This is a genomic window from Rhodanobacter sp. FW102-FHT14D06, assembly GCF_043950705.1.
GTDB lineage: Bacteria > Pseudomonadota > Gammaproteobacteria > Xanthomonadales > Rhodanobacteraceae > Rhodanobacter.
Map to the genome: position 1 here is coordinate 1,921,366 of NZ_CP170722.1, position 19,570 is coordinate 1,940,935.

At 70.2% G+C, this 19,570-nt stretch carries 21 protein-coding genes and 1 riboswitch; of the genes, 7 read left to right on the forward strand and 14 right to left on the reverse strand.

The window, feature by feature from the left end; translation table 11 throughout:
* Window positions 1–41: 41 nt before the first annotated feature.
* The 4 genes from ftsE to ung all read left to right on the forward strand — a co-directional run bounded on the left by ftsE (window position 42) and on the right by ung (window position 3,367).
* Complete coding sequence (gene ftsE / locus ACFCQI_RS08660; protein WP_136258070.1) at window positions 42–719, forward strand: cell division ATP-binding protein FtsE; 678 nt, start codon at window positions 42–44, stop codon at window positions 717–719.
* Complete coding sequence (gene ftsX, locus ACFCQI_RS08665) at window positions 716–1,696, forward strand: permease-like cell division protein FtsX (RefSeq protein WP_395121038.1); 981 nt, start codon at window positions 716–718, stop codon at window positions 1,694–1,696. The genes ftsE and ftsX overlap by 4 nt, the downstream gene beginning before the upstream one ends.
* 115 nt (window positions 1,697–1,811) lie before the next feature.
* A complete protein-coding gene (locus ACFCQI_RS08670) occupies window positions 1,812–2,663 on the forward strand; it encodes a response regulator (protein ID WP_395121039.1) in 852 nt (283 codons plus the stop codon).
* Window positions 2,660–3,367: a uracil-DNA glycosylase gene (ung, locus tag ACFCQI_RS08675; protein WP_395121040.1), complete on the forward strand. Its 708-nt coding sequence runs from the start codon at window positions 2,660–2,662 to the stop codon at window positions 3,365–3,367. The genes ACFCQI_RS08670 and ung overlap by 4 nt, the downstream gene beginning before the upstream one ends.
* Here ung and thiD read toward each other — a convergent pair.
* Genes thiD through thiC form a run of 7 tightly spaced genes read right to left on the reverse strand, consistent with a single transcriptional unit; the run spans window position 3,313 to window position 9,517 of the window.
* Window positions 3,313–4,146, reverse strand: coding sequence for a bifunctional hydroxymethylpyrimidine kinase/phosphomethylpyrimidine kinase (thiD, locus tag ACFCQI_RS08680; protein WP_395121041.1), 834 nt, complete (start codon window positions 4,144–4,146; stop codon window positions 3,313–3,315). The two genes, ung and thiD, sit on opposite strands and share 55 nt — an antisense overlap.
* Complete coding sequence (locus tag ACFCQI_RS08685; RefSeq protein ID WP_395121042.1) at window positions 4,143–5,129, reverse strand: ThiF family adenylyltransferase; 987 nt, start codon at window positions 5,127–5,129, stop codon at window positions 4,143–4,145. The genes thiD and ACFCQI_RS08685 overlap by 4 nt, the downstream gene beginning before the upstream one ends.
* Window positions 5,126–5,734, reverse strand: coding sequence for a thiamine phosphate synthase (locus tag ACFCQI_RS08690; RefSeq protein ID WP_395121043.1), 609 nt, complete (start codon window positions 5,732–5,734; stop codon window positions 5,126–5,128). Before ACFCQI_RS08690 ends, ACFCQI_RS08685 begins: the two co-directional genes overlap by 4 nt.
* Window positions 5,731–6,501: a thiazole synthase gene (locus ACFCQI_RS08695; protein WP_395121044.1), complete on the reverse strand. Its 771-nt coding sequence runs from the start codon at window positions 6,499–6,501 to the stop codon at window positions 5,731–5,733. The genes ACFCQI_RS08690 and ACFCQI_RS08695 overlap by 4 nt, the downstream gene beginning before the upstream one ends.
* A gap of 3 nt (window positions 6,502–6,504) precedes the next feature.
* Window positions 6,505–6,702: a sulfur carrier protein ThiS gene (gene thiS / locus ACFCQI_RS08700; protein ID WP_395121045.1), complete on the reverse strand. Its 198-nt coding sequence runs from the start codon at window positions 6,700–6,702 to the stop codon at window positions 6,505–6,507.
* Entirely contained in the window at window positions 6,687–7,673 is a 987-nt protein-coding gene (locus ACFCQI_RS08705; protein WP_395121046.1) for an FAD-dependent oxidoreductase, read from the reverse strand. Before ACFCQI_RS08705 ends, thiS begins: the two co-directional genes overlap by 16 nt.
* Window positions 7,674–7,678: 5 nt before the next feature.
* On the reverse strand, window positions 7,679–9,517 hold the full coding sequence (gene thiC, locus ACFCQI_RS08710) for a phosphomethylpyrimidine synthase ThiC (RefSeq protein ID WP_395121047.1): 1,839 nt from the start codon (window positions 9,515–9,517) through the stop codon (window positions 7,679–7,681).
* A gap of 69 nt (window positions 9,518–9,586) precedes the next feature.
* Window positions 9,587–9,687: riboswitch (TPP riboswitch) on the reverse strand.
* A gap of 268 nt (window positions 9,688–9,955) precedes the next feature.
* Here thiC and rpoH point away from each other — a divergent pair.
* Complete coding sequence (rpoH, locus tag ACFCQI_RS08715) at window positions 9,956–10,816, forward strand: RNA polymerase sigma factor RpoH (RefSeq protein ID WP_395121048.1); 861 nt, start codon at window positions 9,956–9,958, stop codon at window positions 10,814–10,816.
* A 130-nt stretch (window positions 10,817–10,946) separates the two neighbouring features.
* Here the strand turns inward: rpoH and ACFCQI_RS08720 are convergent, their stop codons facing one another.
* The 3 genes from ACFCQI_RS08720 to ACFCQI_RS08730 all read right to left on the reverse strand — a co-directional run bounded on the left by ACFCQI_RS08720 (window position 10,947) and on the right by ACFCQI_RS08730 (window position 14,927).
* On the reverse strand, window positions 10,947–12,233 hold the full coding sequence (locus ACFCQI_RS08720; RefSeq protein ID WP_395121049.1) for an NAD(P)/FAD-dependent oxidoreductase: 1,287 nt from the start codon (window positions 12,231–12,233) through the stop codon (window positions 10,947–10,949).
* Window positions 12,234–12,288: 55 nt separating this feature from the next.
* Window positions 12,289–13,644: a S41 family peptidase gene (locus ACFCQI_RS08725; RefSeq protein ID WP_395121050.1), complete on the reverse strand. Its 1,356-nt coding sequence runs from the start codon at window positions 13,642–13,644 to the stop codon at window positions 12,289–12,291.
* Window positions 13,645–13,754: 110 nt separating this feature from the next.
* The gene (locus ACFCQI_RS08730) at window positions 13,755–14,927 is read right to left on the reverse strand and encodes a murein hydrolase activator EnvC family protein (protein WP_395121051.1); all 1,173 of its coding nucleotides are present in this window, start codon (window positions 14,925–14,927) and stop codon (window positions 13,755–13,757) included.
* Window positions 14,928–15,048: 121 nt separating this feature from the next.
* Here ACFCQI_RS08730 and ACFCQI_RS08735 point away from each other — a divergent pair, with 121 nt between their 5' ends.
* The gene (locus ACFCQI_RS08735; protein ID WP_395121052.1) at window positions 15,049–15,822 is read left to right on the forward strand and encodes an NRDE family protein; all 774 of its coding nucleotides are present in this window, start codon (window positions 15,049–15,051) and stop codon (window positions 15,820–15,822) included.
* 100 nt (window positions 15,823–15,922) lie between these two features.
* Complete coding sequence (gene ligB, locus ACFCQI_RS08740; protein ID WP_395121053.1) at window positions 15,923–17,602, forward strand: NAD-dependent DNA ligase LigB; 1,680 nt, start codon at window positions 15,923–15,925, stop codon at window positions 17,600–17,602.
* A gap of 3 nt (window positions 17,603–17,605) precedes the next feature.
* On the opposite strand, the gene ACFCQI_RS08745 is transcribed toward ligB, so the two are convergent.
* From ACFCQI_RS08745 to ACFCQI_RS08760, 4 genes are all read right to left on the reverse strand, one after another.
* The gene (locus tag ACFCQI_RS08745) at window positions 17,606–18,007 is read right to left on the reverse strand and encodes a YchJ family protein (protein WP_395121054.1); all 402 of its coding nucleotides are present in this window, start codon (window positions 18,005–18,007) and stop codon (window positions 17,606–17,608) included.
* Window positions 18,008–18,044: 37 nt separating this feature from the next.
* Complete coding sequence (locus tag ACFCQI_RS08750) at window positions 18,045–18,641, reverse strand: DUF938 domain-containing protein (RefSeq protein WP_395121055.1); 597 nt, start codon at window positions 18,639–18,641, stop codon at window positions 18,045–18,047.
* Between the two features lie 13 nt (window positions 18,642–18,654).
* The gene (locus ACFCQI_RS08755) at window positions 18,655–18,852 is read right to left on the reverse strand and encodes a hypothetical protein (RefSeq protein ID WP_395121056.1); all 198 of its coding nucleotides are present in this window, start codon (window positions 18,850–18,852) and stop codon (window positions 18,655–18,657) included.
* Between the two features lie 91 nt (window positions 18,853–18,943).
* Window positions 18,944–19,522 (reverse strand): NnrU family protein, encoded by a 579-nt coding sequence (locus ACFCQI_RS08760; protein ID WP_395121057.1) that lies wholly within the window; start codon window positions 19,520–19,522, stop codon window positions 18,944–18,946.
* Between the last annotated feature and the right edge of the window lie 48 nt (window positions 19,523–19,570).

Genomic DNA, 19,570 nt, shown 5'->3' on the forward strand with positions numbered 1-19,570 from the left:
CTTGGGGTCGGCATGACCACATCCAGGTGCGGGGAGCGGCGGTGATCCAGTTCGATCAAGTCAGCAAACGCTACGAAGGCGGCCACGAGGCGCTGTCGCAGCTGTCCTTCGAGGTGCCCGACGGCGAGATGGCGTTCGTCACCGGCCACTCCGGCGCCGGCAAGAGCACCTTGCTCAAGCTGCTCGGGTTGATCGAACGCCCGTCGCACGGTTCGATCAGCATGGACGGCAAGAAGCTGTCGAAGATCCGCGCCAGCGGCGTGCCGAAGTGGCGCCGGCGGGTCGGCATGGTGTTCCAGGACCATCGGCTGCTGATGGATCGCACGGTGTTCGCCAACGTGGAGTTGCCGCTGGTGATCGGTGCGGTGGCGCGCGCCGAGCGCGCCCGCCGCGTTCGTGCGGCGCTGGAGAAGGTCGGCCTGCTCGCCTACGAACGGCAACTGCCGGCCACGCTGTCTGCCGGCGAGCAGCAGCGCGTGGGCATCGCCCGCGCGATCGTGGCCCGACCGGCGCTGCTGATCGCCGACGAGCCCACCGGCAATCTCGACCCGCAGCTGGCGCTGGAGATCATGGCGCTGTTTGCCGAGTTCCAGCAGGTCGGCACCACCGTGCTGGTGGCCAGCCACGACCTGCCGCTGATCAAGCGCATGAAGAAACGCGTGATCGTGCTCGATCACGGTCGGCTGGTGGCCGACCTCGCCGCGCAGGAGGTCTTGTGAACAAGGCACCCGAGCAGCGCGCCGCGCCCGCCGACGCACCGGCGCGCAACGAACACAGCCGCGGCCGGCGCTTCGCCAGCTGGCGCGAGCACCACGGCTGGAGCGCCGCGGCGAGCCTGCGCCGTCTCGCCGCGCGCCCGCTGGGCAGCGTGCTGACGATCGCCGTGATGGGCCTGGCGCTGGCCTTGCCGCTGGCGTTCTACCTGCTGCTGGGCAACGTGCAGCGGCTGGGCGATGCGCTGGGCCAGAACCCGGCGATCAGCGTGTTCATGAAGTCCGACCAGGGCGCGCAGCAGGCGCAACTGCTGGCCAGCGACCTGGGCGCCCGTGCCGAAGTGGCGTCGGTGGCGATCAAGACGCCGCAGCAGGGCATGGACGAGCTGGCGAAGATGCAGGGTTTCTCCGGTGCGCTGCAGACGCTCGGCGACAACCCGCTGCCCTACGTGCTGCAACTGCAGCCGCGCGACGGTGCCAGCGCCGCGGCGCTGGAACAACTGGTGGCCGACGTGCGCGCGATGCGCAGCGTCGAGCTGGTGCAGGACAGCGGCCACTGGCGCCAGCGACTGGAGGCGTTGCTGGGCGTGGGCAATCGCATCGTGCTGATCGTCGCCTCGCTGCTCGCGCTGGCGGCGCTGCTGGTGGTGGGCAACACGGTGCGGGTGGATATCGCCAGTCGCAGCGAGGAGATCGGCGTGCTGCTGCTGGTCGGCGCCGGCAAGGCGTTCGTGCGCCGGCCTTATCTGTATGCGGGGATCTGGTACGGCCTGTTCAGCGGCATCCTCGCCGCCGCGCTGGCGGTGGCGATCGAGCTGGCGCTGGCGCGGCCGGTCGCACGACTGAGCGCGGCGTACGATGGCCAGTTGCAGGTGGGCGGGTTGCCGGCCTGGCTGCTGCTGGCCGTGCCCGTGGCGGCCGCGTTGCTGGGCTGGCTCGGCGCACGCCTGGTCAGCGCCTGGCAACTGCGCACGGTGGCGTGATGGCGCGGCGCGGCGGTGACGTGAATCGCAGCCTGCGACGCCCTGCTTCGGGCATCATCGACGGATCGGGGTGCGCTCTTCGGCACGGATCGCGGATCAGTCGGGTGAGTGAGGCATGAGTACAAACATCAGCGGTCGTCTGCTGACCGAGGCACCGCGCGTGCTGGTGGTCGACGGGTCGCGCGTGGTGCGCAAGTTGATCGGGCGTGTGCTGAACGAGGAGCTGCCGGGCGTGGAGGTGGTCGGTTGCGACACCGGTGCCGAGGCGCAGCAGGTGCTCGGCGAGGGCGCCTTCGACTTCGTCACCATCGCGCTGCGCCTGCCGGACATGGACGGGCTGGAACTGGCGAAGTTCGTGCGCGAATCCGGCGCGCAGGCCTACGTGCCGATCGTGGTGGTGTCCGGCGACGTGGACGCGCGCCTGCACCGCCGCTCGCTGGGCGAGCACGTCACCGACTATTTCGACAAGGCGCTGGGTTTCCAGGCACTGGCCGAATTCATCCGCGGCTACGTCAGCCCGCAGGTCAGCGCCGAGGGCAGCGTGTTGTACGTGGAAGACAGCCGGGTGGTGGCGCTGGCCACCCGCCGCATGCTGGAGAAGATCGGCCTGACCGTGCGCCACGTGGTCAGCGTGGAGGATGCGATCGCCCTGCTGGAAACCGACCGCGCGCTGGGCTGGATCGGCGCCGACGTGGTGCTGACCGATGTCAGCCTGAAGGGCGAGCTGACCGGCGGCGACTTGCTCGAACACATCCGCACCGTGTTCGGCTACGGCAAGGGCCGCCTGCCGGTGCTGGTGATGACCGGCGACGAGAACCCGGCCAACCAGACCGCGCTGATCCGCGCCGGCGCCAACGACCTGGTCGAGAAACCGGTCGAGGAAAAATTGCTGATCACCAAGTTGCTGTTCCAGCTGCGCGTGGCGCGCCACCTGCGCGAGCGCGAGCGGGCCGACAAGGACGCATGAGCGGGCATCCGGTCAGGCTGGAGCCGTCCTGGAAGGCGCGCATCGGCGATTACCTGCAGCGGCCGGACATGCAGGCGCTGGCTGCCTTCCTGCGCGAGGAGAAAGAGGCCGGCAAGCGCATCTATCCGCCCGGGCCGGAGATCTTCGCCGCGTTCGCGCACACCCCGTTCGACGCCGTGCGCGTGGTGATCCTGGGCCAGGACCCGTACCACGGCCCCGGCCAGGCGCACGGCTTGTGCTTCTCGGTGCGCCCCGGCGTGCGGGTGCCGCCGTCGCTGGAAAACATCTTCAAGGAAATCCAGCGCGATCTCGGCATCGCGCGCCCTGACCACGGCTGCCTCACGCCGTGGGCCGACCGCGGCGTGTTGCTGCTCAACAGCGTGCTGACGGTGGAAGAGGGCCGCGCCGGCGCGCACGCCAATCGCGGCTGGGAAGGCTTCACCGATGCGGCAATCGACGCCTTGAACCGCGAGCGCGAAGGGATCGTGTTCCTGCTGTGGGGCAGCTACGCCCAGCGCAAGGGGCAGCTGATCGACGCCCGCAGGCATTGCGTGCTGAAGAGCGTGCATCCGTCGCCGCTGTCGGCGCATCGTGGCTTCCTCGGCTGCGGCCATTTCTCCGCAGCCAACCGCTATCTGGAAAGCCGCGGTCAAGCACCCATCGACTGGTCGCTGCCGCCGCGGGCTTCGTTTCCCGCCGGTTGAGATGCAGACGGTCGGTGCTGTCGACCGACCAGCACGGCTCGCACGTGGGCTTTCGCGCGACAGACGGCGTCACCCAATGGATAACCCCGGGCGACGTTGGCCGCGATGCCGGCCGCGAGCATGCAACCGGTGCCGTGCAGGCGGCGGGCAGCCACCCACGGCGCGGCGAAGCGCTGCGTGCCTTCGCCGGTAACCAGCAGATCGACCGCTTCCGGCAGCGCGGCATGGCCGCCCTTCATCAGCACCGCGTGCGGCCCGAGGGCGAGCAGGGCGCGGCCCTGCGCCGCCATGTCCGACTCGCTGCCGGCGCAGGACGTGCCCAGCAGCGTGGCGGCTTCGGCCAGGTTCGGCGTGAGGCAGTCCACCTGCGGAAGCAGGCGCGCGCGCAGCAGCTCCAGCGCTTCGGCATCGAGCAGCCGGGTGCCCGAACTGGCGTGCAGCACCGGATCGAGCACCACGAACGACGAGCGCCGGCATTGCAGGTGCTCGGCCGCGACCGCGACGATCTCCGCGTTCGCCAGCATGCCGAGCTTGACGGCACGGATATCCATCGCCTCGAACACGGACTCCAGTTGCGCCCGCACCATCGCGGCGGACATCACCTGGATGGCGCGGATGCCGTTGGCGTTCTGTGCGGTGACTGCGGTCACCACGGTGGCGCCGTCGACGCCGAAGGCCGCTAACGTCTTCAGGTCGGCCTGGATGCCGGCGCCGCCGCAGGAGTCGGAGCCGGCGATCGAGAGCACGCTGACCGGCGGCGGCATGCGTCTGGGCGTCATGATGGCAGGCCGGCGAGAGTCACCAGTGCCAGCTGACGGTAGCCGCGGGATTGCAGCTGCCGCGCGGCACGCCATGCGCGCAGACCGCTCTGGCAGCACAGCACCACCCGGCGGTCGGTGGGCGGGTGTTCGGCAGCGAACGCGGCGAGGCGTTCGGGAGTGAAGCGCAAGGCGTTCGCCAACGGCGAGGTCGGCGCTTCGTCAAGACTGCGCAGATCGATCACGACGTCGCGGGGCGTGACCTCGTCGACGTCGATGAAGCGCAGCACCTCGCCTGCGGGTTCGCCGGCATGGTGGAAGTCGAAGCCGCCGAACGCCAGTCGGCTGGCGTCGAAACTCGTCAGTCGACCCAGCGGCGACGGCTCGATGCCCAGCAGCCACTGCAGCACGAATTGCGCCTGCAGGCTGCCAAGCAGGCCGACGACGCTGCCGAGCACGCCGGCGCTGCTGCAACTGGGCGCGCGTGCGGGCATCTCGGGGAACACCGCGCGGTAGCTGGGCGCGCCGGCACAGAAGCCGCCGACGTAGCCGGCCAGGCCGACCGCCGACGCGCTGATCAGCGGCGTGTGCTGCTGCAGGCAGGCGTCGCTCAAGACGTAAGTGGCGGCGAGGCTGTCCGCGGCATCGACGACGATGTCGGCCGTGGCGACCAGCGCCGCTGCGTTGCCTGGTGTCAGCCGCTGCGGCCGTGCTTCCACGGCGATGGTCGGATTCAGGCGCAGCAGGGCCGCGTGCGCCGCTTCCACCTTGCGAGCGCCGATGTCGGCCATCGTGTAAAGCGGTTGCCGGTGCAGGTTGCTCTCTTCGACGCGGTCAGGGTCGACGACGATCAGCCGGCCGATGCCGGCGGCGGCCAGGTAGTGCAACACGGGACAGCCGAGACCGCCGGCGCCGATCACCAGCACCCGCGCGGCCGCGAGTCGGGCCTGGCCGGTCGGGCCGACGTCGGGCAGGGCGATCTGGCGCGCGTAGCGATCGGTCATGCGCGCGCACCGGCGAAATCGACCCAGTCCGTGACGCGGAGGGTCGGGTCCGGATGCCGGGTCACGTCGCTGACCATGGCGACGCTGTCCGCGCCGGCATCGAAACAGCCGGCGGCGCGTTCCAGCGTGATGCCGCCGATCGCCACCAGTGGCCGCGCGCCGATCCGCCGCTTCCACTCGCCAATGCGCGGCAAACCCTGCGGCGCCCACGGCATCGCCTTGAGCGTGGTCGGATAGATCGGGCCCAGCGCGACGTAGTCCGGGGCGAGCGCCAGCGCCCGCTCCAGCTCGGCGTGATCGTGCGTGCTGATGCCGAGCTTCACGCCGCGCGCGCGGATCGCCGGCAGGTCCGCCGCGAGCAGATCCTGCTGGCCGAGGTGGATGAAGTCGGCGCCCTCGTCCAGCGCGATCTGCCAATGGTCGTTGACCACCAGCTGCACGTGTCGCGCGCGGCAGATCGCCAGCGCCGCGCGCACTTCACGACGGATCAGCTCCGGCGGCTGTTCCTTGATGCGCAACTGCAGCAGCCGGACGCCGAGCGGGGCGAGTCGACCCACCCAGTCGGCGCTGTCCACGATCGGGTAGAACGCGGGGAACGCGTTCATGCCAGCCACGCCGTGCCCGCGACCGGCGTCGAGGGCACGGCGAGATCGCGCGGCTCCATCGGCTGCGCCTCGAAGCCGGCGCGACCCGCCTCGACCGCCCGGGCGAACGCCCCGGCCATCGCCACCGGATCGCCGGCCAGAGCCACCGCGGTGTTCAGCAGCACGCCGTCGACGCCCAGTTCCATCGCCTGCACCGCATGGGACGGGCGGCCGATGCCGGCGTCCACGATCAGCGGCACGTCCGGGAAATGCGCGCGCAATGCACGCAGGCCGAACCCATTGTTGAGGCCGCGGCCGCTGCCGATCGGCGCACCCCACGGCATCAGCACGCGGCAGCCGGCCTGCAGCAGACGATCAGCCACCACCAGGTCTTCGGTGGTGTACGGAAACACCTCGAAGCCGTCGGCGGCCAGTTCGGCTGCGGCCTCGACCAGGCCGAACACGTCGGGCTGCAGCGTGTCGGCATCGCCGATCACTTCCAGCTTGATCCATGCGGTGTGGAAGATGTCGCGCGCCATCTTCGCGGTGGTCACCGCCTCCTTCGCCGAGTGGCAGCCGGCGGTGTTCGGCAGCACGCGCACGCCGAGGCCGCGGATCAGCGACCAGAAGTCCTGGCCGCTGCGCTGCGTGCCGGCTTCGCGACGCAGCGAGACGGTGACCACCTCGGTACCCGAGGCGCGCACCGCGTCGGCGAGGATCGCCGGCGAGGGGTAGCGTGCGCTGCCCAGCAACAGGCGCGATGCCAGTTCGACGTCGTAGAGCTTCATCGCTCAGCCGCCCTGCATCGGGGCGAGGATTTCCAGCGCATCGCCATCGGCAAGAAGCACCTCTTCGCGTGCGCCTGCCGGCACGAACACGCCGTTCACGGCGGTGGCGACGGCGGCCTGCCGATAGCCGAGCACTTCGAGCGCCTGTGCCAGGCGGGCCACCTGCAGGTCGTGGCTGACGCCATTCACGCGGATGTGCATGCGGGGGTTTCCGTGGTGTGGGGGAAAATCAGCCGTGCGGCCTGTTGCGCCATGGCGGGCGCCAGCAGGAAGCCATGGCGGTAGAGTCCGTTGAGGTACACGGTGCGGCCGCGCCTGAGCACGCGCGGCAGGTTGTCGGGGAAGGCCGGGCGCACGCCCACGCCCAGTTCCAGGATCTCGGCCTCGGCGAACGCCGGGTGCAGTGCATAGGCGGTGTTGAGCACGTCCATCGCCGAACGCACCGTCATCGGATCATGGCTGCTGCTTTCCAGCAGCGTGCCGCCAAGCATGAATACGCCGTCGCCGCGCGGCACCACATACAACCCGAAACGCGGATGCAACAGGCGCACCGGGCGCGACAACTGGATGTCAGGTGAGCGCACGACGATCATTTCGCCGCGCACGCCGCGCAGATCTTCCAGCGTGTCGCGCGCCGCAAGGCCGCGGCAATCGACTATCCGGTCCGCATCGATGCGCGCGGCATCGGCGCCCACGCCGTAGCGGATCGTCACGCCCGCGGCGGTCAGTTGCGCGGCCAGTGCGGGCAGCGCACGACGCGGATCGAGGTGGGCTTCGTCGGGGAAGAACAGACCCTGGCGGAAACGCCCGGCCAACTCCGGTTCCAGCGCGCCGATGCGCTCGGCATCGATCGGTTCGAAGCGTTCGGTACGCCGGCCGAACAAGGCCAGCTCGCCGGCGTCGCGGGTGGCCGCGACGACCAACGTGCCGCGCTGCACGGTCCCGTCGAAATGGCGCTGCCACCACGCGACGGCGGGCGCGCCCAGCACCGCCACCTGCGGTTCGGCGCTGGCCTGCTCGCACCACGGCGCCAGCATGCCGCCGGCGACCCACGCGCAAGCCTCGGCGTGGTCTGGCGCGCGCTCGATGATCTCCACCCGGGCGCCGCGCCCGGCCAGCTCCACCGCCGTGACCAGGCCGGCGACGCCCGCACCGAGAATGCCGATGCGCATGGCCCCTACTCCCCGGTCGGCACGTAGAGCGTGGCGCCGCGTTCGACGAACTCGCGCGACTTGCCGTCCATGCCGGCGCGCAGCGCGGTCTCCTCCATCGCGCGCACCTCGCGGCGCAGGTCCTGGGTGATCTGCATCGAGCAGAATTTCGGCCCGCACATCGAGCAGAAATGCGCGGTCTTGTGCGCCTCCTTCGGCAGGGTGGCGTCGTGGTAGGCGCGCGCCGTGTCGGGATCGAGCGACAGGTTGAACTGGTCTTCCCAGCGGAATTCGAAGCGCGCGCGCGACAGCGCGTCGTCGCGGCGCTGCGCGGCCGGGTGGCCCTTGGCGAGGTCGGCGGCGTGCGCCGCGATCTTGTAGGTGATGACGCCGGTCTTGACGTCGTCGCGATTCGGCAGGCCGAGATGTTCCTTCGGCGTGACGTAGCAGAGCATGGCGGTGCCGAACCAGCCGATCATCGCCGCGCCGATGCCCGAGGTGATGTGGTCGTAGCCCGGTGCGATGTCGGTGGTCAGCGGGCCCAGCGTGTAGAACGGCGCCTCGGCGCAGTGCTCCAGCTGCTTGTCCATGTTGAGCTTGATCTTGTGCATCGGCACATGGCCGGGCCCTTCGATCATCACCTGGCAGCCGTGCGCCCACGCGATCTTCGTCAGCTCGCCCAGGGTTTCGAGTTCGGCGAACTGGGCCGCGTCGTTGGCGTCGGCGATCGAGCCGGGACGCAGGCCGTCGCCCAGCGAGAAGGCGACGTCGTAGCGGCGCATGATCTGGCAGATCTCGGCGAAGTGCTCGTACAGGAAACTCTCGCGGTGGTGGCTGAGGCACCAGCGCGCCATGATCGAGCCGCCGCGCGAGACGATGCCGGTGACCCGCCGCGCGGTCAGCGGCACGTGATGCAGGCGCACGCCGGCGTGGATGGTGAAATAGTCCACGCCCTGCTCGGCCTGCTCGATCAGGGTGTCGCGGAAGACCTCCCAGTTCAGCCGGGCCGGATCGCCGCCGACTTTTTCCAGCGCCTGGTAGATCGGCACGGTGCCGATCGGCACCGGCGAGTTGCGGATGATCCACGAGCGGATGTTGTGGATGTTGCGGCCGGTGGACAGATCCATGATGGTGTCCGCGCCCCAGCGGATCGCCCACACCAGTTTCTCGACCTCCTCGGCCACGCCGGAGGACACCGCGGAGTTGCCGATGTTCGCGTTGACCTTCACCAGGAAATTGCGCCCGATCACCATCGGCTCCAGCTCGCCGTGGTTGATGTTCGCCGGGATGATGGCGCGCCCCAGCGCGATTTCGCTGCGCACGAATTCGGGCGTGACAAAGGCGGGCAGGGCTGCGCCGAACGCCTCGCCATCGGCCAGCCGGGCGGCGGCATCTTCATGCATCTGCGCGCGCCCCAGGTTCTCGCGCTGGGCGGCGTAGATCATTTCCTCGGTGATGATGCCGGCGCGGGCGAATTCCAGCTGGGTCACCGGCTGGCCGGCTTCGCCCATGCGCAGCGTACGTTGCGCGGGACACGGCGCCACCAGCCGTTCCGCGCCGACCCCGCCGTTGTCCTCCGGGCGGGTGGCGCGTCCTTCGATGGCCGGAAAGCCGCGCGCCTCGATCCACGCGTCGCGCACCGGCGGCAGGCCCGCGGCGAGATCGATCCGTGCGTCGTCGTCGGTGTAGGGTCCGGACGGATCGTAGACGTGCAGCGCCGGCGTCAGCGGGTCCTTCAGCGCGATCTCGCGCATCGGCACGCGCAGCGACGGATGCCCGGGCGGGCTGACGTAGACCTTGCGCGAGCCGCGGATCGGGCCGGCGGTAACCGTCGAGGGTGCGGTGGCAGCGGCGGGATGGTTCATGGATCTCCTCCTTGGATGGAGATCCGGGGCGTGACGCTGCAACGGCGCACGGACGCGCCGATTGGGGCCGCCCGTGGTGATTCCCGTTCCTACGCCGGCATGACCCGGATCAGGTTCAAGGGTCAGCTCGCGCTATCTCAGCCCCTTGCGGGGCACCCCTCGGAATGCGGCGGAGGATGGCGGCGCGGGTTGGTGGCTGTCAAGCCGGCACGGCCGGATCGCGGACACGGCGCGGAGGGTTTGTGCGGCGGCTGACACGGTGCCATGACACGTTTTGAACGGCGTGCCGGGCAAGCTGGTCTTTACTCCCGGGACGGCTGGACAGTCGTTGCAAATATATGTACCATGCAGTTCATTAAAAGCCCGGAACCAAAGACCGGGCTTAGCACTCCAATCACCCGAGTGCTAAACTTCGACGTCTTGCAGGAGGTTCCACCCATGTCCCAAGCCCTGGTGACCGCCAGCTTCCCCTTGCCCAGCGTGGTTGGCAGCCTGGATGCCTACATTTCCGCAGTGCATCGCATCCCGGTGCTCAGCGTGGAAGAGGAACAGGCGCTGTCGCGCGATTATCTGCAGCAGGACAACCTGGACGCGGCCAAGAAGCTGGTGATGTCGCACCTGCGTTTCGTGGTGCACGTGGCGCGCGGCTACTCTGGCTACGGCCTGCAGCTTGCCGACCTGATCCAGGAAGGCAACATCGGCCTGATGAAGGCGGTCAAGCGTTTCGACCCGGACATGGGCGTGCGCCTGGTCAGCTTCGCGGTGCACTGGATTCGCGCCGAGATGCACGAGTTCATCCTGAAGAACTGGCGCATCGTGAAGGTCGCCACCACCAAGGCGCAGCGCAAGCTGTTCTTCAACCTGCGCAAGAGCAAGAAGCGCCTGGGCTGGATGAACGCCGCCGAGGTAAGCACGGTGGCGAAGGATCTCGGCGTGCCCGAGGCGACCGTGCGCGAGATGGAGTCGCGGCTGTCCGGTCGGGACGTGGGTTTCGAGGCGCCGGTGGATGCCGACGACGACGCCAAGCCGGCACCCGCCGCGTTCCTGATCGACCACGGCGCCGACCCATACGAGAACGTGGCCGACGAAGACCAGGCCGACAGTCAGTTGCAGACGCTGACCGATGCGCTGGGCCACCTGGACGCCCGCTCGCGCGACATCATCCAGCGTCGCTGGCTGGACGACGAGAACAAGGCCACGCTGCAGGATCTGGCCGACGAGTACGGCGTCTCGGCCGAGCGCATCCGCCAGGTCGAAGCCAACGCGATGAAGAAGATGCGCGCGTTGTTCGCGATGTAATGTGAGTCCCTCACAAGAGCCCGCACATCCATGTGCGGGACTTCCGGAACGAGCGGCGATGTTGGCCTTGCTGCGCGGAGTTCCTGCAACGGCATCGACGGCCCGGGAAACCGGGCCGTTTTGCATGGGCTCATTCGTCGTGCGGCGGCGCCGTGCCGCTGACGATGCGGGCCTGGCGCTGGTGCGTCCAGTAGGCCCAGGCCCAGTCCAGCATCACCGCCAGGCGGTTGCGGAAGCCGATCAGAAAATAGATGTGCACCAGCAGCCAGACGATCCACGCCGGCAGCCCGGACATCTGCAGCTTGCCGAACTGCGCCACCGCCGCCATGCGGCCGATGGTGGCCAGCGAGCCGGCGTCGCGGTAGCGGAATGGCGGCCGCTGGCGGTCATCGCCGCGCAGTCGCCGTGCGATCGTGGCGGCCACGTACTTGCCCATCTGCTTGGCCGCCGGCGCCACGCCGGGGACCGGCGAGCCATCCGGCCGGAGCACGCTGGCGAGATCGCCGATGACGAACACCCCGGCGTGGCCGGGCACGCCGAGATCCTCGTCGACGCGCACGCGGCCGGCCTTGTCCAGCGGCACCCCGAGCATGGCGCCTACCGTCGAGGCAGCCACGCCCGCGGCCCACAGCACGGTGCGCGCGGGCAGGCGGCGCTCGCCGAGCTTCACGCCCGCGGCGTCGATCATCGTCACCGGCACACCGGTATGCACTTCCACGCCCAGGCGTTCGAGTTGGCGGCGTGCCTTGTCCGACAGCACCGGATCGTAGCCGGCCAGCAGCCGCGGCCCTGCTTCCACCAGCCGCACGCTGGCATTGCGCGAATCGAAGTGGCGGAACTCCCCGCGCAGCGTATGCCGCGCCAGCTCGCCCAGCGTGCCGGCCAGTTCCACGCCGGTGGAACCGCCGCCGACCACGACGAAATTCAGCCACGCCTGGCGCCGCTCCGGATCGTCTTCGCGCTCGGCCTGTTCGAACGCGAGCAACACCCGGCGGCGAATCGACTGCGCGTCGTCGAGCGTCTTCAGCGCCGGCGCGAACGGCGCCCATTCGTCGTGGCCGAAGTAGGCGTGGGTGGCGCCGGTGGCGATCATCAGCCAGTCGTAGTCGAGCCAGCGCGAGCCGCAGCCCACCCGACGGGCGGCCAGGTCGACCGCGGTCACCTCTTCCATCAGCACGGTGAGGTTGCGCTGCCGCCGCAGGATGTGCCGCAGCGGTGCGGCGATCGAGGTGGCGGAAAGGCTGGCGGTGGCCACCTGGTAAAGCAGGGGCTGGAACAGATGGTGGTTGCGGCGATCGATGAGCGTGATCTGCGCGTCTGCGCCTGCCAGCCGTCGCGCCGCGCTCAACCCGCCGAAGCCTCCGCCGAGAATCAGGATGCGGGGCTTGCCCGCATCGGCAAGACGTGGATCGCTCATCGCTGCAGCATGCGCGCCGTGCCGTGCACGCCGCGTCGACCGCGCAGGCGCCGGCTCACGGCTGCCGCGTCGCCGGCATGCGCAGCGCCATGCCCTTGAGCACGTTCAGCGCCTGCGCCAGCGCGTAATCGCTGGTGGCCAGCCTGGCGTCGGCGGCGCTGCCGTCGTCGTCGATGTCGGTCGCCGTGGCTGCCTTCTCGTTGGCGAGGTGGTTGGGCAGATCCGCCTCGGAGCTGATCAGCACCGGCGGGTGGTCGGCCTGGCTCACCGCGAGGTCGGCCAGCGCGATGTCCGGCTTGATTCCCTCGGCCTGGATGGAGGTGCCGTTGGGCGTGTAGTAGCGCGCCGTGGTGATCTTCACCGCATGGTCGGCATCCAGCGGCAGCACGGTCTGCACCACGCCCTTGCCGAAGCTGCGCTGGCCCATGGTCAGCGCGCGGTGATTGTCTTTCAGTGCGCCGGAGACGATCTCGGCGGCCGAGGCGGTGCCGTGGTTGGTCAGCACGATCATCGGCGCGCCGTCCAGCAGGTCGCCGGGGTGGGCGCTGAAGCTCATGTTGGCGTCGGGCAGCCGCCCGCGCGTGGTCACGATGACGCCGCTGTCGAGGAAGTCGTCGCCGACGGCCACGGCCGCGGTGAGCAGGCCGCCGGGGTTGTTGCGCAGGTCCAGCACGGCGCCCTTCTGCGGGCCGTTCCTGGTGACCAGCTCGCCCAGTTTCTTCTGCAGGTCGGCGGCGGTGTCATCCTGGAACTGGCTGATGCGGATGTAGGCGTAGCCGGGTTCCAGTTCGCGCACCTTGACGCTGCTGACCGAGATCAGTTCGCGCACCAGCGGCATGTCGACCAGCTTGTCGCTGCCCTCGTGCATGATGGTGAGGGTGATCTTGCTGCCCGGCTTGCCGCGCAGCCGCTGGAACATCTCGTTGACGTTCTGCGGGTCGACCAGCTTGCCGTCGATCTTGACGATGTTGTCGCCCGGCTTGATGCCGGCGCGCGCGGCGGGCGTGTCGTCGATCGGCGAGACGATCCTGAGCCCGCCATCCACCTGCAACACCTCGATGCCCAGGCCGCTGTACTGGCCGGAGGTGTCCTCGCTGAGCTGCTGCAGGCCCTCCTTGTCGAGGTACTCGCTGTGCGGGTCGAGCCCGGCCAGCATGCCGGTGATGGCCGCCTTCATCAGGGTCTTGTTGTCGACCTTCTCGACGTAGGCCTGGCGCACCATCTGGTAGACGCGACTGAAATTGCGGATGTCCTGCAGGTCCACCGGATCGGCCGCGGCGGTGCTGCCGGCGCGCGCCGGTTCGCCCGCGCTGGCCGCGCTGGCGGGGGTGGTCTGCGCCTGACCGGCGCCGACGGCCAGCAGCGACAGGAAGGCCATGCAGGCGGCCGCTCTACGGTGGGAACAAGGCATGCAGTTGACTCCGCTCGACGGAAAGACGGCGCGCCGCAGCGCCGCCGAAGTATGGCAGGAGGTGGGACCGCCGGATCGCGCAACAATTCACCACGCCGTGCGGCGGTGCCTCAGCCGTGCTTGCGCAGCCAGCTGGCCGGGTCCACCGGCTGGCCATTCTTGCGCAGCTCGAAATACACGCCGGTGTTGACGCCGGTGACCGCGCTGGCGGTGCCGATCGCCTCGCCGGCCTCGACCTCGTCGCCAACGCCGTGCAGCAGGCTTTCGTTGTTGCCGTACATGCTCATCCAGCCGTTGCCGTGGTTGAGGATGAGCAGCATGCCGTAACCGCGCAGGAAGCCGGCGTAGATCACCCGCCCGCGCGCCACCGCGTGCACCTCGCTGCCGGCGGCGGCCTTGATCAGCACGCCGTTGCCGAACGGGTTGACCGCACCGCTGGCCGGCCACGGCAGCTTGCCGCGGATGTCGGCCGAGCGCGACGGCGGCGGCTGGCCGCGTTGCGGCGCGGCGGCCTCGTCGATGGCCTTCTGCAATTTGTCGAGCAGCTGGTTGAGCGATTGCGCGTTCTGTTTCATCGCGGCCAGGCGCTGCGCCTGGTCCTTGTACTTCGCGTCGGTTTCCGCGGCCAGCTTCTGCCGCACCGCGCGTTGCCGCGCCAGCTGCTGCGCCTGCTGTTCGCGCAGGGCCTTCGTCGCCTGCAGCGTCTGCTGCTGGGCCGCGATCGAGCTTTCCAGTTCCTGCAGGCGGGCCAGGTCGCCCATCAGTTTCTCCACGCGCTGCACGCGATCGCGCTGGAAATACTGCGAGTAGACCAGCGCGCGGGCGATCCGCGCCACGTCCTCGTCGCCGAGCAGCAGGCGCAGGTCCGAGCCGTGGCCCAGGGTGTAGGTGGCGCGCAGCAGGTCGGCGATCGCGGCGCGCTGGTGCTGCAGTTCGCCTTGCAGCGTGTCGCGCTGCTGTTGCAGCTCGTCGAGCTGCTTTTGTCCCGCCGCCAGTGCGGCATCGGTCTCGCGCACGGCCCTGGCTGCGGCGGCCAGCGCATTGGCCTGCTTCGCCAATTCCGCGTTCATGCTGTCGCGCCTGGCCGCGGTGTCGGCCTGCTCGGCGGCCAGCGCCTCCATCTTGCGGCGCAGGTCGGCCAGCTTCTGCCTGGCGGCGGCCTGTTCGGCGCGGCTCCCGTGCTGGCCGGCCGGCGCGGCGGGTGCGGCGTACGTCACGCCGAGGCAGGCAACGATGAGCAGCGCGCCGAGCACGCGGCGGATCGAACGGGATGGATTGCGCATCGGTCGATTATCACCGAGCCCGCGGCGCGGGGCGAGCGTGCCGGCGACGGTGCTATGTTGGCGCGACATCTGCGGCGCCACGGTGCGGCGCCGACGAAACGTCGAGAGAGGGTGTGGGTGCATGTGCGTGATCGCGTTTGCCTGGCAAGTCCATCCACGCTGGCGCCTGTTGCTGGCCGGCAACCGCGACGAGTTCCATGCGCGACCCAGCGCCGCGCTGGCGCGCTGGGACGACGCGCCGATCCTCGCCGGGCGCGATCTGCAGGCCGGCGGCAGCTGGCTCGGCGTATCCGATGCGGGGCGTTGCGCGGTGGTGACCAACGTGCGTGATCCGCGCGACCCGCAGCTCGGCGCCTCGCGCGGCCTGCTGATCCGCGACTACCTGACGGGCGCCGAGGATGCCGCCGCGCATGCGGAGCACCTGCTGCGCGTGGCTGCGGACTATCGCCCGTTCAACCTGCTCACCTTCGATGCGCAGGCGGCGTTCTATCTCGGCAACCGGCCGCAGCCGGAGGCGCAGGCGGTCATGCCCGGCGTGCACGGCCTGTCCAACGCCGACTTCAATACGCCGTGGCCGAAGACGCGCGCGCTGATGCAACGCCTGCAGCGCTGGATCGACGATGGCGACGACACCGACTTCGCCGCGCTGTTCGCCGCGCTGGCCGACGAGCAACTCGCGCCGGACGAGCATTTGCCGGACACCGGCGTCGGCCTCGAGCAGGAGCGCCGGCTCTCCAGTGCCTTCATCCGCGGCGCCGATTACGGCACCCGTGCCAGTACCGTGGTGGCGATCGACCATGACGGCGCCGGCGTGATCGCGGAGCGTCGCTTCGGTCCGCACGCGCGCTACCTCGGCGAAACCTTGCTGCGTTTCGGTGGCCGATTGCCGGCCTGAGCGGACAGCGTTCACCTACGCAGCCCGGCGGCGCAGCCGGCTGGGTGGGCCGCCGGGCGGCGGGCAGGCTGGTCCCCTGGTCCGGGTCGAGGGGATGGGCATGCGCAAGGGATGGCTTCTGCTGGCGGCGATCGTGCCGCTCGCCCACGGCGTGCACGCGGGTTGCCCGGACTGGCCGCCCGCGCGGGCGCAACAGGAGTTGCTGGCGCTGCACGATCGCCTCGACGGCTGGAACCACGCCTATCGCGTCGAGGGCGCCGCGCCGGTGGACGATGCGGTGTACGACCAGGCCTTGCAGCGGTTCGAGCAATGGCGCCGCTGCTTCCCCGGGCAGGCGCCGGCGGCGCTGAACCACCTGGGTGATGCCGGTGGCCGGGTCACTTCGCCGGTGGCGCAGACCGGCCTGGCCAAGCTGCCCGATGCCGCGGCCCTGGCGCAATGGATGCGCGCGCGTGGCGACCAGGATCTGTGGGTGCAACCGAAGGCGGACGGTGTCGCGGTCACGCTGCTCTACGTCGATGGACGCCTGCGCCAGGCCAGCAGTCGCGGCGACGGTTTGCACGGCTCGGACTGGACCGGACAGGCGCGGCGGATCGCCGCGATCCCCAGGTACCTGCCGCATGCGCCGGCGCGTGTGGTGCTGCAGGGCGAGCTGGTCTGGCGCCTGCCCGGCCACGTGCAGGCCACGGACGGCGGCCTCAACGCGCGTTCGGCGGTGGCCGCGGCGATGGCGCGCGATGAGCTCGGCGATGCGGCCGCGCACATCGGCCTGTTCGTGTGGGATTGGCCCAGCGGCCCGCCCGACATGCCGGCGCGGCTGGCAGGATTGCAGGCGATGGGGCTGGCCGACAGCGTGCGCTACACGCAACCGGTCGCCTCGCTGGCCGAGGTGGAGCGCTGGCGTGAGCAGTGGTATCACCACGCGATGCCGTTCGCGGCCGATGGCACCGTCGTGCGCCAGGGCCGGCGGCCAGCCGCCGCGAGCTGGCGTGCCGCGCCGCCGGAGTGGGCGGTGGCATGGAAGTATCCGGCTGCCTCCGCATTGGCCGAGGTGCGCGCGGTGGAATTCACCGTCGGTCGCAGCGGCCGCATCACGCCGGTGCTGCAGCTTGAACCGGTGCAACTGGACGACCATCGGGTGCAGCGCGTCAGCGTGGGCTCGCTCAAGCGCTGGCGCGAGCTCGACATCCGTCCCGGCGACCAGGTCGAGGTGGTGCTCGCGGGCTTGACCATTCCGCGCCTGCAGTCGGTCGCCTGGCGCGCGCTGCAGCGCGCGCCGGTGACGCCGCCGGACCCGCGCATGCACGGGCCGCTGACCTGCTGGCAGGCCACGCCGGGTTGCGAGCAGCAGTTTCTCGCCCGGCTGGCATGGCTCGGCGGCCACCACGGACTGCAGCTGGAAGGGTTGGGCGAGGGCACCTGGCGGGCGCTGGTCGACGCGGGCCTGGTACGTCATCTGCTGGACTGGATGAGTCTCGCGCCGTCGCAGCTGGCCGCCGTGCCCGGCCTCGGCGCGAACCGCGCGGCCGCGTTGGCGCGGGTCTTCGCCAGTGCGCGCGAGCGTCCGTTCGCGCGCTGGCTGCAGGCGCTGGGCGTGCCGGCCGGACAGGCGCGCGGAGCGGCCGACTGGCCGACGCTGGAGGCGCGCGGAGCAGACGATTGGCAGGCGCGGGAGGGCGTCGGTGCCGGCCGCGCGAACCAGCTGGTGGCGTTCTTCGATTGCGCCGAAGTTCGCGAGCAGGCCGCGCGCCTGCATGCAGCCGGCGTGCCCGGCTTCTGAAGCTCAGCTCTTCAGTTCGCCGTCGTGGTAATACCAGCGGCCGTCTTCGCGCACGAAATGGCTGGTCTCGTGCTGCCGCTGCGCGCGACCGCCGCCGAGGCGATAGCGGGCGACGAATTCCACCGTGGCGTGGTCGGCATCGATCATCTGCTGGCGCCGCACCTCCAGCCCCAGCCAGGTCGGCGCAGGTTGCTGCGCGGCCAGCCGCAGCGAGGCGGGCCGGGTGTCGGCGTGCCAGCTGGCCAGCAGGTAATCCTCGCGCTTGAGCACGTAGGCGCTGTAGCGCGAGCGCATCAGCTGCTCGGCGCTGGCAGCGGGGGCGCCGTCGTGCAGCGGGCCGCAACAGGCGGTGTAGCCGGCGGGGTTGCCGCAGGGGCAGGGGGTCAGCGTGTCGATCGACTTCATGCGGCCTTTGTACCTGCTTCGGCCCCGACTTGCAGGTTCAGCCGTGCATGCGCTGCCATACGCGGCAGCGGTTGTGCGCCGGCATCGCGACGTCGAGCAGCAGGTGGAAGCCCGCGGCCTCGGCCAGCGCGTCCACCGCCTCGGCGTTGCGGATCGCCATGTGCGCGCCGCGCGTGCGCAGCCAGGCGTCGAACGCGGCGTTGCTGGCGCTGGTGTAGCGGCCATGCTGGTTGAACGGCCCGTAGATCGCCAGCACCGCATCGGCGGTGGTGACCGCGGGCAGCCGGGCGAACAGCCGCTGCACTTCCGCCCAGCTCATGATGTGCAGCGTGTTGGCACTGAACACCGCATCGAAGGGGCCGGCCGGCCAGTCGCCATTGACGTCCAGCTCCAGTGGCGGCGGCGTATTCGGTAATGCCGCCTCATCCAGCCAGGCGCAGATGCCCGGGAGATTCTCGGCGCGGTCGGAGCATTGCCAGCTCAGCCAGGGCATCGCCGCGGCGAAATGCACCGCGTGCTGGCCGGTGCCGCTGCCGATCTCCAGCAGGTGCCGGCATCCGGCGACGTGCCGGCGCAGCACGCCGAGGATGGATTCGCGGTTGCGTTCGCACGCAGGCGAGTGGGGTTTGTCCACGCCCGCGTCGCGCTCAGGCGGGGCGACCGCGCAGCACGCGCGCCGGCAGCATCAGCAACGCGCCGAGGAAGGCGAACACCGCGCTCACGGTGATGCCGACCAGCCGCAGCGGCAGCAACACCAGCCACACGATCGGGTACAGCACCAGGGCGAGCAGGGCGATCGGCCAGCAGAACACCAGCAGCAACAGCCAGAGCAGGAAACCGACCATGCGTTGATCCTCCGCAGGGGTGGGGACGCCGGCCACTGTAGCGCAGCGCGCGGCGCGCGCGCAGATGACTCCCGACACCCCCCGCCGCGATTCAGGCCATCGGGCTCACGCCGATCAGCCACAGGTGCAGCCACAGCACGAAGGCGAGCCAGAGCGCGCCGCCGATCACCACGGTGAGCACGTCGCCCTGCACCGTGCCGGCAGCGTAGACGGCGGCTTCGCGGCGATCGCGCCGGCGCGAGACGGCGAACAGCACGACCGCCCACAGCAGGAACGCGCCGAACAGCACCATGTCGTGCAGCATGCCGGTGGCCAGCAGGTGGCCGAATGCCCACACCTTCACCGCCAGCACCTGCGGGTGATGCAGCTTCGCCTTGAAATGGTTGCGCGGCACCCGCGCCGCGATGAACAACACGAACGCCACCAGGGTGAACAGCGCATTGAGATGACGCAGCCACAGCGGCGGCACATACAGCAACACCGGTTGCTGGCGCGCCAGTCCGAAGCCCCAGCAGAGCAGTACGAAACCGGCGATCGCCACCGCGGCATACAGCGCCTTCCAGCGCATCAGGCCCATCCGCGCGATCTTCCGCCCCCGCCAGTCGTCGGCGAAGATGCGCAGCGAGTGGATGCCGAGGAACAGCACGAGGCCGAGAATCAACACGAGCATGGCGGGATGACTCCGATGGCGGCGACGAAGGTCGAGGATAGGCCAGCG

Bases quoted from the DNA above. Each gene is read 5' to 3' on its own strand.
- thiC (WP_395121047.1), bottom strand. From the start codon at position 9,517: ATGAACCATCCCGCCGCTGCCACCGCACCCTCGACGGTTACCGCCGGC.
- ACFCQI_RS08690 (WP_395121043.1), bottom strand. From the start codon at position 5,734: ATGAACGCGTTCCCCGCGTTCTACCCGATCGTGGACAGCGCCGACTGG.
- ACFCQI_RS08705 (WP_395121046.1), bottom strand. From the start codon at position 7,673: ATGCGCATCGGCATTCTCGGTGCGGGCGTCGCCGGCCTGGTCACGGCG.
- ACFCQI_RS08735 (WP_395121052.1), top strand. From the start codon at position 15,049: ATGTGCGTGATCGCGTTTGCCTGGCAAGTCCATCCACGCTGGCGCCTG.
- ligB (WP_395121053.1), top strand. From the start codon at position 15,923: ATGCGCAAGGGATGGCTTCTGCTGGCGGCGATCGTGCCGCTCGCCCAC.
- ACFCQI_RS08685 (WP_395121042.1), bottom strand. From the start codon at position 5,129: ATGACCGATCGCTACGCGCGCCAGATCGCCCTGCCCGACGTCGGCCCG.
- ACFCQI_RS08760 (WP_395121057.1), bottom strand. From the start codon at position 19,522: ATGCTCGTGTTGATTCTCGGCCTCGTGCTGTTCCTCGGCATCCACTCG.
- rpoH (WP_395121048.1), top strand. From the start codon at position 9,956: ATGTCCCAAGCCCTGGTGACCGCCAGCTTCCCCTTGCCCAGCGTGGTT.
- thiD (WP_395121041.1), bottom strand. From the start codon at position 4,146: ATGACGCCCAGACGCATGCCGCCGCCGGTCAGCGTGCTCTCGATCGCC.
- ACFCQI_RS08745 (WP_395121054.1), bottom strand. From the start codon at position 18,007: ATGAAGTCGATCGACACGCTGACCCCCTGCCCCTGCGGCAACCCCGCC.
- thiS (WP_395121045.1), bottom strand. From the start codon at position 6,702: ATGCACATCCGCGTGAATGGCGTCAGCCACGACCTGCAGGTGGCCCGC.
- ACFCQI_RS08730 (WP_395121051.1), bottom strand. From the start codon at position 14,927: ATGCGCAATCCATCCCGTTCGATCCGCCGCGTGCTCGGCGCGCTGCTC.
- ACFCQI_RS08720 (WP_395121049.1), bottom strand. From the start codon at position 12,233: ATGAGCGATCCACGTCTTGCCGATGCGGGCAAGCCCCGCATCCTGATT.
- ung (WP_395121040.1), top strand. From the start codon at position 2,660: ATGAGCGGGCATCCGGTCAGGCTGGAGCCGTCCTGGAAGGCGCGCATC.
- ACFCQI_RS08725 (WP_395121050.1), bottom strand. From the start codon at position 13,644: ATGCCTTGTTCCCACCGTAGAGCGGCCGCCTGCATGGCCTTCCTGTCG.
- ACFCQI_RS08755 (WP_395121056.1), bottom strand. From the start codon at position 18,852: ATGGTCGGTTTCCTGCTCTGGCTGTTGCTGCTGGTGTTCTGCTGGCCG.
- ACFCQI_RS08695 (WP_395121044.1), bottom strand. From the start codon at position 6,501: ATGAAGCTCTACGACGTCGAACTGGCATCGCGCCTGTTGCTGGGCAGC.
- ACFCQI_RS08670 (WP_395121039.1), top strand. From the start codon at position 1,812: ATGAGTACAAACATCAGCGGTCGTCTGCTGACCGAGGCACCGCGCGTG.